Origin of the sequence: Stenotrophomonas sp. 2YAF26, from assembly GCF_052114625.1 — a bacterium.
In the GTDB taxonomy this organism is placed as follows: domain Bacteria; phylum Pseudomonadota; class Gammaproteobacteria; order Xanthomonadales; family Xanthomonadaceae; genus Stenotrophomonas; species Stenotrophomonas indicatrix.
Genome location: NZ_JBFRFC010000003.1, coordinates 67135 through 81431 on the forward strand (window position 1 = coordinate 67135; position 14297 = coordinate 81431).

Consider the following 14297-nt stretch of genomic DNA (forward strand, 5'->3'; position numbering starts at 1 on the left):
CGATCAGACCACGATCTCGCCTTCGTCCTCGCCATCCCAGTAATGGATGCGGCTGGCGTGTACGTGGATCAGCACCAGACCCGGCGTATCCACGCCCTGCTCGAACCACCGCTCCAGGTCCTTCACCCAATGCTGGGCCATCGTGGCGCGATCGCGGACCAGCGCCGCCCTGCCCTGCACGTGCACGAACAGCGGTGGCTTGCCCAGCAGCGACTTGCTGCCGGTCAGGCCCAGCGCCACGTTCGGGTCGGCGCTGATCTCGCGCACCATATCGGTGTTTTCCATGGTGAAGAACCAGCTGTCGCCGTCGTAGTCCACATCGCCGTTGTTGCTCATCGGGCGGCCAGCGATCTGGCCGCCGGCATGAGTCTGCAGCATGGTGAAATCGATGCCGGCCATTTTCTTGGCCAGTTCGGGAAGGGTGAGCGTGGTCATGGGCAGTTCCTTCAACAGATGGGTGTCCAGCGTCTGCCCGACGCGGTGACCGATGCGTGGATGGCTGCTGGCGCCTTCTTCACGCAGTGGCCGCAGTTGGCATTCCCGCGTGCAGCGCGCCTGCGCCGCGGTGACCGTCACGCATCAGCGCGGATAGCGGAACACCAGGTCATCCGGATCGCTGCGCACCGCCTGCGCGTCCAACACGCCGCCGAGGCGGACCGCCACTGCCTGCGAGGCGTGGTTGTCTGCTGCCATGTAGCTCACCAGCGTCGGCAATCCGCGCACCACGAACGCCCAATCACGCAGCGCCGCCGCCGCCTCGCTGGCGAAACCCTGCCCTTCCTGCCCGGCATACAGCAACCAGCCCAGTTCCTGTTCCGGAAACAGCGGGCCATGGTTGATGCCCACCTGGCCGATGCACTCGCCCGTGTCGCGGCGCTCGATCATCAAGGCACCGTGCCCGAACAGATGCCAGCTGGCCAGGTCGTGACAGAACTGTCCCCACGCGGCGACTTCGCCGAACGGCCCGCCCATGCCGCGTGCACGGGGTGAGGCCAGGAACGCGGCATATACCGGGAAATCGTCCAAGCGCTGCGCGCGCAGGCGCAGGCGCGGTGTTTCCAGCAACGGGATGTCGATCATGCGTGCATCGGTCAGTACACGGCCAGGAAGCCACAGCCCCGGCGTTGTGGTTGGCCTTCAACCGTCACCTGCACGCTGGCCGATGTATCCACGCCTTCGGCATTGCGGCAGGACTCGCGCTTGATCTCAACAATGGTCGGCTGCTTGCCCAGCTCACCGTTGAGCACCGTCAACGAACTGGGCGCACCGGCCGGTTGGCCGAGGTAGCGCAGCGTTCCAGCACTGCTGCGGCCAGCAACGGTGAGCGTGGCATCGTGGTTGCCCTTGCCGGTGGAGGCGATTTCGATGGACCAGCCTTCACCACCGCCGGTGAAGGCAGGCACCGGGCTGGCATCGGCGGCAATCGAAGGATGACGCGGTGCGTCGGCGCCCGCATCGGGTTGCGGTGCGCTACTGGCACAGCCAGCGAACAGGCCCGCCACCAGCGTGGCAGTCACAACGGAACGCAGGGTCATGGCGTACTCCTCCGGCAGACGAGCGGTCAGTCTAGGCAGACGCGCGTGCGCTGGCGATGAACAAGACCGCCCTCAGCGCGGCGCACGCCCCCCCGAAGCCACCTGTACCCGGTCGCGGCCAAGCGATTTTGCCGCGTACATGGCCGTGTCGGCAGCACGTACCAGCGCGTGCCACCCAATCGGATCAAGCGTGCCCTGGGCAACACCGAAACTGGCGGTGACCCGCAGGATGTCGCTGCTGCTCAGCACGATGTCTTTCCCGCGCAATGCCGCCCGCAGCGACTCGGCCAGCTGCCGACCACTGGCCAGATCGCCGTCGGCCAGCAGCACCAGGAATTCCTCGCCGCCGTAGCGGGCAATGCTGTCGTTGCGGCGCAGGTGGCTGCGCAGCAACTGCGCTACCTGCGCCAGCACATCGTCACCGGCCGCATGGCCCTGCCCATCGTTGATCGACTTGAAATGATCGACGTCCAGCAGAATCACCACCGCCTGCGTGCATCCATCGGCATGTCGCTGTCGCACCAGTTCCTCCAGCGAGCGCCGGTTCAACAGGCCGGTCAGCTGATCGGTATCGGCCAGCTCGCGCAGTTCACGGGTCAATGCCGAACGCTGGTGCGACTTCGCCCGCAGCACCTCGATGGCATCGAACAGGCGCTGCATTTCCGCCATCGGGTGGGTGGCATGCTGCTCGGCGCCCGGCGCATCCGAGGCGATCTGGATCACCTGCGCCTGCGCCTGCAGCAACGGCCGCAGGATCTGCACATGGGCGATGCGCAGTGCCAGCGCAAGCAGCAGCAACGTCCCCAATGCAGTGGCGGCCAGTACAGCCAGGCGTACCGCTTCCTTGTTGCGGGTGTGCTCGAAGCGTGCAATGGAAACGCCGAGGTAGCCATCGCGCAGCGCTTCCAGCGATTGCAGGGTGGGCACGTAGCGTGCGGTGAACTCGGCTGCCGACCAAGGTGGCGATACGCCGCGCCGGCCATCTTCGATCAGCTGTTCCACCATCGGCAGCGACTGGCCGAAGAACTGCCGTCGCGCCATGTCCCAATGCCAGGACAGCGTCGGCTCACTGCGGAATACCGACTCGTGGCTGGCGGCCAACCGCCACAGCTCCAGCAGGCGGCCTTCGGTCTGCTGCGCGGCGCGCACCTGTGGCTCCCGCCACGCACCAGGCACGGCCAGCGGCGCCATCACGTTCGATGCCAAGCGGCCACCATGTTCGCGCAGGTCGATCAGGATCTGCCCCTGCATGGCCGGAATCGCGGCTTCGCGATCGGCGGCGACCAGATCGCTGATCTGCACCGAGGTCAGCGCCTGCAGCCGGTCGTACACCGCGAACATGCTGTTGATCGCGTGCTCTACATCCTCCGCCGAGCGCTCGCCTCTGGGCAACGCGGCGACCCGGTCCACTGCAGCGCGCGCGGTCTGCAGCCGCCGCCGCGCTTCATGCAGGCGCGGTGTTTCGTCCACCACCCGCGGGTCGGTCTGGAAAACGCTCTGCAGGCGCTGCGTCGCTGCGTCCACCCGCTGCCTGGCGACCGCCAGCTGCGCGGCCAGTCGGCGCTGCTCCTGCACATCGGTGCTGTCGGCGCCGAGCAGGCTGTTGGCCGGTCCACGCTCGGCCGACACCAGATTGGCCAGTTCGAAGGTCTGCCGCAGTTGCTGCAGGCTGACCAGGTTGGCCTCGGCTTCGGTGTAGCGCTGCGTGCCCTGCACCAGCGCGATGGCCATCAGCGGCAGCGTGCACAGCACGAACAGGCCACCGAGGATCCAGAGCCAGGTCTGCAGTCCGTTGGGCGATGCCCTGCGGCCCATCGATGTATCCCCTGGCGTGTGGATCAGTGTAGCGCTCTGCCCGGGTGAAGGCGGGTCAGATCCAGCGCTGGTCCACCAGCTCGCGCTTCACATAGGCGTAGAACACCGGCGCAGCCACCAACCCGGGCAGGCCGAAGGCCGCTTCCATCACCAGCATGGCCAGCAGCAATTCCCAGGCGCGTGCCTGGATCTCGCCGCCGACGATGCGCGCGTTGAGGAAGTACTCCAGCTTGTGGATCACCACCAGGTACAGCAGCGCAGCCACGGCCACATAGAACGACACCGACAACGCGACGATGGCGATGATGGTGTTGGAGATGATGTTGCCCACCACCGGCAGCAGGCCCGCCAGGAAGGTGATCAGCACCAGCGTCTTCGACAACGGCAGGTGCACGCCGAACAGCGGCAGCACGCCCAGCAGGAAGATGGCGGTGAACACGGTGTTGAGCAGCGAGATCTTCACCTGCGCGAACACCACCTGGCGGAACGCGGTGGCCAGGCGGCTGGTGCGGCCGATCAGTTCCTGCGCCAGCGGGCCCATCTTCGGCAGCGGCAGTTCGTCGTACAGCGCGATCATCGCGCCCAGCACCATGCCGATCAGCACCCGCACGCCCACCTGCACCACCGATGTGCCGGCCACGCCCAGCTGGCGCTGGTGCTCGGCGGCCCATTCGTTCACGGCGGCGCGCAGCGCCGTCAGATCCTCGGGAATGTAGGGCTGCAGCAGGGCCGGCACCTGGTGGCGCGAGGTGTTGAGGATGTCCATCAACCGCGCCAGCAGCACGTCCGGGCCACCGGTCTCGTTGCGGAAGAACGAGGCCACGCCGATACCGGCCAGCACCAGCACGCTGATGATCGCCGCCGACAGCACGATCACCGCGATCGCCCGCGCTCGACCGGGACGCAGCTTGCCTTCCACGGTGGAGGCCAGCACATGGGTCAGCTGGAACACCAGCAGGCCCGACAGCAGGGTCACCACCAGGCCAAGCTTCAGTGCCAGCCACATGCCCAGCAGCATCATCAGCCAGGCGGCGATGCGTGCGGCGGGAGGCCTGGGCAGGGTCGGGATGACGATGGACATCGGGGCACATCCTGGTGGGGTGGCCCATGGTAGTGGATTGAGGTGATGCGCCCGCGCATGCGCGTCCCTGCGGCTCCGCGTGCCGTCAACGTGCGACCACCGCCCCTGCCGAACATGCCAGTGCGGCCGCCTGCTGATCACCCTTGCGCTCGCTGTAGCGAGCCACCAGGTAGTCCGAACGATCCCGCGTGAGCAGGGTGAACTTGACCAGTTCCTCCATCACATCCACCACCCGGTCGTAGTACGCCGAGGGTTTCATCCGCCCGCTCTCGTCGAACTCCTGCCATGCCTTGGCCACCGAAGACTGGTTGGGGATGGTCAGCATGCGCATCCACCGCCCCAGCACGCGCAGCGTGTTGACCGTGTTGAACGACTGCGAACCGCCACTGACCTGCATCACCGCCAGCGTCCTGCCCTGCGTCGGGCGCACGCTGCCATCTTCCAGCGGCAGCCAGTCGATCTGGTTCTTGAACACGCCGGTGACCGTGCCGTGGCGCTCCGGGCTGATCCAGACCTGGCCTTCGGACCATTGCGACCACGCGCGCAGGCGCTGCACTTCAGGGTGATCGGCGCCGACGCTGTCGAGCATGGGCAACGCATGCGGATCGAACACCCGGGTCTCGCAGCCGAGGTGGCGCAGCAGGCGCTCGGCCTCCAGCGCCAGCTTGCGGCTGAACGACTGCGGGCGCAGCGAGCCATACAGCAGCAGGATCCGCGGCGGGTGTGCGCGGCCGGCGCCCAGCAGGGACGGGTCGGGCTGGGGAAGCGAGGCTTCGACCAGATTCGGAAGGGTGGCGCTTGCGACGGATTCGTTCATTCGACTATTCTAGAAATATGGAAACGAAGAATGCAATCGCCGCCCTCACTGCCCTCGGCCATGCCACCCGCCTGGCCGCCTTCCGGTTGCTGGTGGAAGCCGGCCCGGCCGGCCGCATGGCCGGCGACATCGGCAGCGCCCTGCAGGTGCCGCCGGCCACGCTCAGCTTCCACCTGAAGGAGCTGCTGCAGGCCGGGCTGGTCGAGAGCGAGAGCCAGGGCCGCAACGTCTGCTACCGCGCCAATTTCAGCGCCATGACCGGCCTGATCGATTACCTGACCCACAACTGCTGCGCAGGCTCGCCCGATCCGGCCTGCAGCCCGACGTCCCCTGATTGCGCCTGCTGACCGGAGATCCGCTTCGTGACCACCCAACGCGTCCTGTTCCTGTGCACGGGCAATTCCGCCCGCAGCGTCCTTGCCGAAGCCACGCTGCGGGCGTGGGCCGGTCATCGCTTCGAGGTCTTCAGCGCCGGCAGCCAGCCCACCGGCAAGGTCAATCCGTTCGCACTTGCGCAGTTGCAGGCCGAGGGCATTGCAACGGCAGGCCTGCGCAGCAAATCGTGGGACGAGTTCGCCGACGGCGCGCCGATGGACCTGGTGATCACGGTCTGCGATGCCGCGGCCGCCGAGGCATGCCCGGTGGTGTTCGGCGATTTCGTCCGCGCGCACTGGGGCCTGCCTGATCCGGCCGCCGTCGATGGCAGCGCGGAGGACAAGGCGGCTGCGTTCGCGCAGGCCCACGCCATCGTCAAGGCACGGTTGCTGGCCCTTCTGGCATTGCCGGCAGCTACATGGTCCGACCGCGGGCCCTTGAAAGACGCGCTGGATCGCATTGGTTTCGTGCAGCCCGGGGACGGCCAGGCGTGAGCGCACCGGCACCGATGGGATTGTTCGAGCGTTACCTGACCCTGTGGGTGGCGCTGTGCATCGTGGCCGGCACCCTGCTTGGCCACGCGCTGCCGCAGCCATTCGCTGCGCTGGCGTCGGCGGAGGTGGCCAAGGTCAACCTGCCCATCGCGGTGCTGATCTGGCTGATGATCATCCCGATGCTGCTGCGGGTCGATTTCAGTGCGATGCGCCAGCTCGGCCAGCACTGGAAAGGCATCGGGGTGACGCTGTTCATCAACTGGGCAGTCAAGCCTTTCTCGATGGCGTTGCTGGGTTGGTTCTTCCTGCGCCACGTGTTCGCCGACGCGCTGCCCGCCGCGCAGATCGACAGCTACATCGCCGGGCTGATCCTGCTGGCAGCAGCGCCCTGCACCGCGATGGTCTTCGTGTGGAGCAACCTGTGCCGCGGCGATGCCAACTTCACCCTCAGCCAGGTGGCGTTGAACGACGCGATCATGGTGGTGGCGTATGCACCGGTGGTAGCGCTGCTGCTGGGCCTGTCGGCGATCAGCATGCCGTGGGACACGCTGCTGCTGTCGGTGTCGCTGTACATCATCGCGCCGGTGCTGGTGGCCGCACTGCTGCGGCGCTGGATGCTGGCCCGCAATGGAGAGGCGGGCCTGCAGTCTGCGCTGCGGACGCTGGGCCCGGTCTCGCTGCTGGCCCTGCTGCTGACGCTTGTGCTGCTGTTCGGCTTCCAGGGCGAGCAGATCGTTCGGCAGCCGCTGGTCATCGCCATCCTGGCGGTGCCGATCCTGATCCAGGTCTACTTCAACTCAGGGCTGGCCTACCTGCTCAACCGGCGCCTGGGTGTTGCCCACTGCGTGGCCGGTCCCTCGGCGCTGATCGGCGCCAGCAACTTCTTCGAACTGGCCGTGGCCACCGCCGTGGGCCTGTTCGGCGTGCATTCCGGCGCGGCGCTGGCGACCGTGGTCGGCGTGTTGATCGAAGTACCGGTGATGTTGTCGGTGGTGCGCATCGTCAATGCATCGCGCGGGTGGTATGAGCGACGCTGAGGCAGGGCCGCGCCGTGCGCATGTCCGCAGGCTCTCGGCGCCATCGGTGTCAACACCGACTTCACCCGCGATGGGCTTCGATGGCCGCACAGGAGATTCTGCCGCTACGCCCGGGTGGTGATGGGCAGGCGCATACCGCCCTCTACATCTTCTCGACCATCCACCCGCCCCGCCACCCTGAGGACGTTGCCGTGAACACATCACTTCACTCTCTTGCGAAGCTGGCCGCCCGCGTGTTGCTGATGCTGCTGTTCCTGGTATCGGGCCTGGGCAAGCTGTCCGACCCGGCGGCAACACAGGGCTACATGGCGGCGATGGGTCTTCCCGGCATCCTGTTGTGGCCCACCATCCTGTTCGAGATCGGCACGGCCCTGTGCATCCTGCTCGGTTTCCAGACCCGGGCAGTGGCCGCGGTGCTGGCCGCCTTCAGCCTGGTCACGGCCTTCATCTTCCACCACCAGCTCGCCGACCCGGTGCAGCAGATCATGTTCCTGAAAAATCTGGCCATCGCCGGCGGCTTCCTGCTGCTGGCCTGCAGCGGGCCTGGCCGCTTCAGCGTGGACGCCAGGCGCAGCAAGCCCTGAGCCGGGCAAAGCGCGGCATCCCGCCGCCCTGCCCTTGTCTCAGCGACCCTTGGGCGGGGCCGTCGAGCCCCGCACCATCAGGCTGAACTCCAGCGTCTGCTGACGCGGCACATCGACCTGTTCGATGATGGCGAGCAGCAGGTTGACTGCGCGCTCGCCGATCTCCCGCATCGGCTGCCTGATGGTCGTCAACGGAGGCGTCAGATAACGCGATGACGCCAGGTCGTCGAAGCCGACGATGGAGACGTCATCCGGTACGCGGATGCCCAGATCCCGGCAGGCTGCCAGCGCACCCAGCGCCATCTGGTCGCTGAAGCAGAAGATTGCGGTGGGTGCGGTTGCGGGCGGCAGCAGCGCCATCGCGGCCGCATGGCCGGACTCCACGGAAAAGTCACCCGGCACGACGCTGAGGTGGCGCAGGCGGCCACGCGCCCTGCCGGCGGCGCGCACGCCTTCCAGCCGTTGCGTGTGCAGGGGATTGTCGGGCGGTCCGCCGACCACAGCGATCCGCTCGTGCCCCAGTCCGTACAGGTGTTCCATCACAGCGCGCGCGGCGGCGGCGTTGTCGATGTGGACGCTGGGAATGCCCAGCGCGGGGTCGAACTCGCAGCCGTTGACCACCGGCGCGGCGACACCCCGTTGCTCGACGATATCGCGCGCTGTCGGCGGCAGGCGATGCCCCAGCACGATCAGGCCATCGGCCTCGTTGCGCCGGAGCATCTGCGCGTAACGCTCCTCGCGCTCGGGCAGGTTCTGGGTATCGCCCAACAAGACGGCGTAGCCGACGGCCTGCGCCGCGTCCTCCGCGCCCTGCAGGATCTGCGCGAAGAACGGGTTGGCGATGTCCGGCACGGTGACCAGGATCTTGCCGCTGCGCTGGGTCTTGAGTGTCCTGGCCACCGTGTTGGGCACGTAGCCCAGCGCAGCAGCGGCCTGCTCGATGCGCGCGCGTGTAGCCGGCAGCACTTTGTCCGGCCGGGAAAGCGCTCGCGACACCGTGCCTGCGGAGACGCCGACGTGCCTTGCGATGTCGTAGATGGTGGCCATGGCGTTACCTCTTCCTTCCGCTGTGCAGTGCACAACGGGTCTTTCGAATGCCCCTGCTAGGATAATGCAATCGATTGCATCGAGGGCGAATCAACGTGAAGACGCTCAAGGGTCCAGCGCTGTTCCTGGCGCAGTTCATCGGCGACACACCTCCCTTTGATCGGCTGGACACGCTGGCCGGATGGGCCGCGGGGCTGGGCTATTCTGGCGTACAAGTGCCGACCAGCGCGCCCCACCTGTTCGATCTGGCCGAGGCGGCGCGCAGCCAGGCGTACTGCGACGACATTGCCGGCATGCTGGCCGGACATGGCGTGCAGATCACCGAGCTGTCCACCCACCTGCAGGGGCAGCTGGTTGCAGTCCATCCGGCCTATGACAGCCTGTTCGACGGATTCGCGCCGCCGGACAAGCGTGGCGATCCGGCCGCCCGCCAGGCCTGGGCGGTGCAGCAGCTGCTGCTGGCCGCGAAGGCCAGCCAGCGCCTGGGCCTGACCGCGCATGCCACGTTCTCCGGCGCGCTGGCCTGGCCCTACTTCTACCCCTGGCCGCAACGCCCGCCTGGTCTTGTGGAAGAAGCCTTCGCCGAACTTGGCCGCCGCTGGCGCCCCATCCTGGATGCGTTCGACGCGTGCGGCGTGGACCTGTGCTTCGAGATCCACCCGGGCGAGGACCTGCATGACGGCGCGACCTTCGAGCGCTTCCTCGACGTGGTGGACCACCATCCCCGCGCGAAGATCCTGTACGACCCCAGCCATCTGCTGCTGCAGCAGATGGACTACCTCGGCTTCATCGACCGTTACCACGATCGCATCGGCATCTTCCACGTCAAGGACGCGGAATATCACCCCAGTGCCAGCAGTGGCGTGTATGGCGGCTACCAGGACTGGATCGATCGTCCGGGGCGGTTCCGATCACTCGGCGATGGGCAGATCGACTTCAAGGCGATCTTCTCGAAATTCGCCCAGTACGACTTCCCCGGCTGGGCAGTACTGGAATGGGAGTGCTGCCTGAAGCACCCGGAAGACGGTGCACGGGAAGGAGCCGCCTTCATCCGCGACCACATCATCCGCGTGACCGAACGCGCCTTCGACGACTTTGCCGACAGCGGCACCGATCCCGGATCACTGCGCCGCATGCTCGGGATCTGAGACATCACTGCCTGGGAGGGCAAGCCATGACGCACACCATGTCGCGCTTGGGCGCGATGATGTTTCTGCAGTTCTTCATCTGGGGGGCATGGTTCGTCACCCTGGGAACCTATCTGGTGCAGGGCCCGCTGCAGGCCAGCGCAAGCCAAGTGGCGACGGCCTTCCTCAGCCAGTCCATCGGTGCCATCGTCGCGCCCTTCCTGGTTGGCCTGATCGCTGACCGCTACTTCGCGGCGCAGCGCATCCTTGCGGTCCTGCACCTGGCTGGCGCAGTGCTGATGTGGCTGGCGTCCACCGCAACCAGCTTCAGCATGTTCTCCGCCTGCGTCATGGGCTACATGCTGCTGTTCATGCCGACGCTGGCACTGGCCAACAGCGTGGCGATGCGGCACATGCAGTCGCCCGAGAAACAGTTCCCGCTGGTGCGGGTGGCCGGCAGCGTCGGCTGGATCGTTGCAGGCGTGCTGATCGGCTGGCTGGGCTGGGAACAGGCGCACCGGCTCGAGCTGACCTTCCGGATGGCGGCGATGGCGTCGCTGGCGCTGGGCCTGTATGCGTTCACCCTGCCGCACACCCCGCCGCTGGCGCAGCAGCGCGATGCCGGCCTGGGGCAGATCCTGGGGCTGGATTCGCTGCGCCTGCTGAAGTCACGCTCGTACCTGGTGTTCTTCCTTGCGTCCATCGCGATCTGCATCCCGCTGGCGTTCTACTACAACTTCACCAACCCGTATCTCAACGACCTGGGCGTGCGCGGCGCGGCGGGCCTGCAGTCGCTGGGACAGGTCTCCGAAGTCCTGCTGATGCTGGCCATGCCGTTCCTGTTCGTGCGCCTGGGGGTGAAGACGATGCTGGCGGTGGGCATGGCCGCATGGGTCGTGCGTTACGTCATGTTCGCCTTTGGCGATGCGGGCGGCGGCTTCTCGCTGCTTGTGATCGGCATCGTGCTGCACGGCATCTGCTACGACTTCTTCTTCGTCACCGGCCAGATCTACACCGATGCGCATGCCGGGCCCGCCGCGCGCAGCAGCGCGCAGGGCTTCATCACCCTGGCAACGTACGGCGTGGGCATGCTGATCGGCACGTTCCTGTCCGGCGCGGTGGTGGAGCACTTCACCACTGCAGCCGGTCCGGACTGGCAGCAGATCTGGCTGTTCCCGGCAGGGGTCGCGCTGCTCGTGCTGATCGCCTTCCTGCTGCTGTTCCGCGACCGGCCAGTGGTTGCGGCCGCACCTTCCACGCCCTGAGGACCCTACCTGATGCCAAAGCCTGGAATCGCCATCGTAGGCACGGGAATGATCGGTGCCGTGCACCGTCGCGCGGCGCTGCTGGCGGGTGCCGACATCCGTGGCGTGGCCGCCTCTTCTCCGCAGCGCGCACGCGACGTGGCGCAGGCGTGGGGTGTCCCGCGTGCCTATCGGGACATCGAGGAGGTGGTCGCCGATCCACAGGTGCAGGTCGTGCACGTATGCACGCCCAACCACCTGCACCGTCCCATGGCACAGGCCGCACTGGAAGCCGGCAAGCACGTGGTCTGCGAGAAGCCGCTGGCCACCACGCTGGAGGACGCCCGGGCGCTGGCAGCATTGGCGGCCGCCAACGCGCTGGTCGCCACGGTGCCCTTCGTCTACCGCTACCACCCGGTGGTCCGCGAGGCGCGCGCACGCATCGCCCATGGCGAACTGGGGCCGCTGCACCTGATTCACGGCAGCTACCTGCAGGACTGGCTGCTGGACCCGGCCAGCAACAACTGGCGCGTGGACCCGGCGCTGGGCGGCGCGTCGCGCGTGTTCGCCGACATCGGCTCGCACTGGTGCGACCTGGTGGAATGGGTCAGCGGCGAGCGCTTCACCGAGGTCAGCGCGGCGTTCGACACGGTGATCGCCGAACGCAGCACCGACACCGGGCAAAGCTTCACCACAGCAGCGGCCGGTGGCGCGATGCAGGCGGTCACCAGCGAGGACGTGGCCGCGGCGATGTTCCGTACCGGCGCCGGGACGCTGGCATCGTTGACGGTCAGCCAGGTATCGGCCGGACGCCACAACCGTCTCTGGTTCGAGATTGATGGCGCCAGGGCCAGCGTGGCGTTCAACCAGGAAGATGCCGAGCGGCTGTGGATCGGCAAGCCCGACCAGCGCGAGGAAGTCTTCGTGCGCGGACCGGGCGCCGGCAGTGCCGAACAGCGCCGGCTGTCGCTGTTGCCGGCCGGGCACGCGCAGGGCTACGGCCACTGCTTCGAGGCATTCGTCGCCGACACCTATCGCGCCATCGAAGGCGAGCGACCGGATGGCCTGCCCACCTTCGAAGACGGCGTGCGCTCGGCGCTGATCGTCGACCGCGTCATCACCTCGGCCAGGACCCGTGCCTGGACCGCCATCGGTTGAACCCCGGGAGCATCTCATGATGAACACGCCTGCCCGCAGAACTGCCACCCTCGCCCTGCTGCTGTTCGCTGCCCTGCCCGTCCTGGCACACGAAGCCGCCAGCCCGCACAAGCCCATCGCCGTGCAGATGTACACACTGCGCAACGCCGGCCCGCTCGACCAGCAGTTGAAGATCGTCCACGACGCCGGCGTGGATGCGGTGGAAACGGTGGGCACGCAGGGCGTCAGCGCGGCCGAACTCAAGCAGTTGCTGGACCGGTATTCGATCAGGGCGATTTCCTCCCACGTGCAACTGGCCGAGCTGCGCAAGGACCTGGACGGCGTGGTGGCCTTCAACCGGTTGATCGGCAACACCACCCTGGTGGTGCCTTACCTGGACGCGAAGGATCGGCCGACCGATGCCGCAGGCTGGACCGCGCTGGGCAAGGAACTGGGCGCGATCGCCAAGCAGGTACGGGCCAAGGGCATGCGCCTGGCCTACCACAACCATGATTTCGAACTGGTCGACTTCAATGGCCGGACCGGCCTGGAACTGCTGTTCGCAGCCGCCGGGCCCGACCTGCAGACCGAGCTGGATCTTGCCTGGGTGGCGCGCGCGGGCCTCGATCCGGCAGTGATGCTCGGCAAGTTCCGCGGCCGCCTGTTTGCGGTACACGCCAAGGACAATGCACCCGAGGGCCAGGCCGAAGACGAGGGCGGCTTCGCTGCCGTCGGCCAGGGTGTGCTGGACTGGCGCGCGATCCTGCCAGCCGCCGCAACGGCCGGCGTGCACTGGTACATCCTCGAGCACGACCAGCCACGCGACCCGGCCAAGGTCATCCAGACCGGCGCGGACTACCTGCGTGAACACCTGCCCGCCAACGTGTCCACCCGTGCGCAGCACTGATGCCTGAAGGAGGCCCCACATGAAGACGATCCTGGCAATGGCCGTGGCCCTGGGCAGCATGAGCGTTGCGACAGCCGCATGGTGCAAGGATGACCCGGCCGCCGGTGCGAAGCTCTACACCGCCAACTGCACGGCCTGCCACGGTGCCGATCGTGCGGGCATGCCCGGCGCATTCCCGGCGCTCACCGATATCGGCAAGCGCATGGCACCCGCGCAGATCAAGGAAAAGATCAGCAAAGGTGGCGGGCTGATGCCGCCCTTCTCCCAGCTGTCGCAGCAGGAAATAGATGACATCGCCAGCTACCTGGCCAAGTAAACGGCCGGCGATCACGCCGGCCGCGTGCCGCTACAGCTCGCGCACCCAGATATTGCGGTAGCTGACCTTGGAATCATGTTCCTGCAGGTAGAGCGGCGCGCACGCATGGGGCGAATACGAGGGCGCGCCGATGTACTCGGTCCTGCCCGCCAGCACGGTGTCGTCCTGCACCAGCACGCCGTTGTGCAGGACGGTGATGCGCGCAGGCGACACAAGCCCACCGCCCACTGAGAAGCGCGGTGCCTTCCAGAGGATGTCGTAGGCCTGCCACTGCCMCGGTGCACGCGAAGCATTCACCAGCGGCATGGTCTGCTTGTAGATGGAGCCGGCCTGGCCGTTGGCATAGGTTGGGTTGTTGTAACTGTCGAGCACCTGCAGCTCATAGAGTTCCTGCAGGAAGATGCCGCTGTTGCCCCGGTTCTGTCCGTCGAAGCCCTTGGTTTCGACGGGTGTACGCCACTCGACATGCAGTTGGACGTCGCAGAAGCGCTGCCGGGTGCGGATGCCCTTGCTGCCCGGAACCACCGTGAGCGCGCCATCGGCGACGGTCCAGGGCACACGCCCGCCCTGCTCCGACTCCCACCCGGAGACATCCTTGCCATCGAACAGCACGATGGCGTCGGACGGCGCCTTGCCCGGCGGTGTGGCGACGGTTGCAGGCACGGGCGTCCATACCTCGGTCTTCGCTGGATCGCGCGCGGGATCGGCCGCGGCCTGCGCGAACGCCGATGCAGCGGCCAGCATGCCGGCGGCGATCAATAGCGGCGTGATCTTCATGGCG

At 67.2% G+C, this 14297-nt stretch carries 17 protein-coding genes; 9 read left to right on the forward strand and 8 right to left on the reverse strand.

Annotated elements, in window-relative coordinates:
- Positions 1 to 3 precede the first annotated feature (3 nt).
- From AB4Y98_RS04310 to arsH, 6 genes are all read right to left on the reverse strand, one after another.
- Positions 4 to 435: a pyridoxamine 5'-phosphate oxidase family protein gene (locus AB4Y98_RS04310; protein ID WP_033832071.1), complete on the reverse strand. Its 432-nt coding sequence runs from the start codon at positions 433 to 435 to the stop codon at positions 4 to 6.
- Positions 436 to 579: 144 nt separating this feature from the next.
- Positions 580 to 1080, reverse strand: coding sequence for a GNAT family N-acetyltransferase (locus AB4Y98_RS04315; protein WP_442243848.1), 501 nt, complete (start codon positions 1078 to 1080; stop codon positions 580 to 582).
- Between the two features lie 11 nt (positions 1081 to 1091).
- Positions 1092 to 1535 (reverse strand): hypothetical protein, encoded by a 444-nt coding sequence (locus AB4Y98_RS04320; RefSeq protein WP_353098467.1) that lies wholly within the window; start codon positions 1533 to 1535, stop codon positions 1092 to 1094.
- Positions 1536 to 1607: 72 nt separating this feature from the next.
- The gene (locus AB4Y98_RS04325; RefSeq protein ID WP_442243849.1) at positions 1608 to 3350 is read right to left on the reverse strand and encodes a diguanylate cyclase; all 1743 of its coding nucleotides are present in this window, start codon (positions 3348 to 3350) and stop codon (positions 1608 to 1610) included.
- A 55-nt stretch (positions 3351 to 3405) separates the two neighbouring features.
- On the reverse strand, positions 3406 to 4431 hold the full coding sequence (locus AB4Y98_RS04330) for an AI-2E family transporter (RefSeq protein WP_442243850.1): 1026 nt from the start codon (positions 4429 to 4431) through the stop codon (positions 3406 to 3408).
- Positions 4432 to 4516: 85 nt separating this feature from the next.
- Entirely contained in the window at positions 4517 to 5248 is a 732-nt protein-coding gene (gene arsH / locus AB4Y98_RS04335; RefSeq protein WP_442243851.1) for an arsenical resistance protein ArsH, read from the reverse strand.
- Between the two features lie 17 nt (positions 5249 to 5265).
- On the opposite strand from arsH, the gene AB4Y98_RS04340 reads away from it, so the two are divergent.
- The 4 genes from AB4Y98_RS04340 (at position 5266) to AB4Y98_RS04355 (ending at position 7738) form a co-directional block, all read left to right on the forward strand.
- Entirely contained in the window at positions 5266 to 5595 is a 330-nt protein-coding gene (locus AB4Y98_RS04340) for an ArsR/SmtB family transcription factor (RefSeq protein ID WP_108265344.1), read from the forward strand.
- 15 nt (positions 5596 to 5610) lie between these two features.
- Positions 5611 to 6117: an arsenate reductase ArsC gene (locus AB4Y98_RS04345; RefSeq protein WP_442243852.1), complete on the forward strand. Its 507-nt coding sequence runs from the start codon at positions 5611 to 5613 to the stop codon at positions 6115 to 6117.
- 14 nt (positions 6118 to 6131) lie between these two features.
- Entirely contained in the window at positions 6132 to 7154 is a 1023-nt protein-coding gene (gene arsB, locus AB4Y98_RS04350) for an ACR3 family arsenite efflux transporter (RefSeq protein ID WP_442243932.1), read from the forward strand.
- Between the two features lie 191 nt (positions 7155 to 7345).
- Complete coding sequence (locus tag AB4Y98_RS04355) at positions 7346 to 7738, forward strand: DoxX family protein (RefSeq protein ID WP_442243853.1); 393 nt, start codon at positions 7346 to 7348, stop codon at positions 7736 to 7738.
- 39 nt (positions 7739 to 7777) lie between these two features.
- On the opposite strand, the gene AB4Y98_RS04360 is transcribed toward AB4Y98_RS04355, so the two are convergent.
- The gene (locus AB4Y98_RS04360; RefSeq protein WP_442243854.1) at positions 7778 to 8785 is read right to left on the reverse strand and encodes a LacI family DNA-binding transcriptional regulator; all 1008 of its coding nucleotides are present in this window, start codon (positions 8783 to 8785) and stop codon (positions 7778 to 7780) included.
- Between the two features lie 95 nt (positions 8786 to 8880).
- Here AB4Y98_RS04360 and AB4Y98_RS04365 point away from each other — a divergent pair, with 95 nt between their 5' ends.
- From AB4Y98_RS04365 to AB4Y98_RS04385, 5 genes are read left to right on the forward strand one after another with little or no spacing between them, the layout of a single operon-like run.
- A complete protein-coding gene (locus AB4Y98_RS04365; RefSeq protein ID WP_442243855.1) occupies positions 8881 to 9933 on the forward strand; it encodes a sugar phosphate isomerase/epimerase family protein in 1053 nt (350 codons plus the stop codon).
- A gap of 26 nt (positions 9934 to 9959) precedes the next feature.
- A complete protein-coding gene (locus AB4Y98_RS04370; protein ID WP_025873936.1) occupies positions 9960 to 11177 on the forward strand; it encodes a nucleoside permease in 1218 nt (405 codons plus the stop codon).
- 12 nt (positions 11178 to 11189) lie between these two features.
- A complete protein-coding gene (locus AB4Y98_RS04375; protein ID WP_049468733.1) occupies positions 11190 to 12314 on the forward strand; it encodes a Gfo/Idh/MocA family protein in 1125 nt (374 codons plus the stop codon).
- 19 nt (positions 12315 to 12333) lie between these two features.
- The gene (locus AB4Y98_RS04380; RefSeq protein ID WP_336025731.1) at positions 12334 to 13200 is read left to right on the forward strand and encodes a sugar phosphate isomerase/epimerase family protein; all 867 of its coding nucleotides are present in this window, start codon (positions 12334 to 12336) and stop codon (positions 13198 to 13200) included.
- Positions 13201 to 13219: 19 nt separating this feature from the next.
- A complete protein-coding gene (locus AB4Y98_RS04385) occupies positions 13220 to 13516 on the forward strand; it encodes a c-type cytochrome (protein ID WP_223494464.1) in 297 nt (98 codons plus the stop codon).
- Positions 13517 to 13546: 30 nt separating this feature from the next.
- Here the strand turns inward: AB4Y98_RS04385 and AB4Y98_RS04390 are convergent, their stop codons facing one another.
- Positions 13547 to 14293 carry a 3-keto-disaccharide hydrolase gene (locus AB4Y98_RS04390; protein ID WP_442243856.1) on the reverse strand — a complete coding sequence of 249 codons (747 nt, stop codon included), beginning with the start codon at positions 14291 to 14293 and terminating at the stop codon, positions 13547 to 13549.
- Positions 14294 to 14297 lie beyond the last annotated feature (4 nt).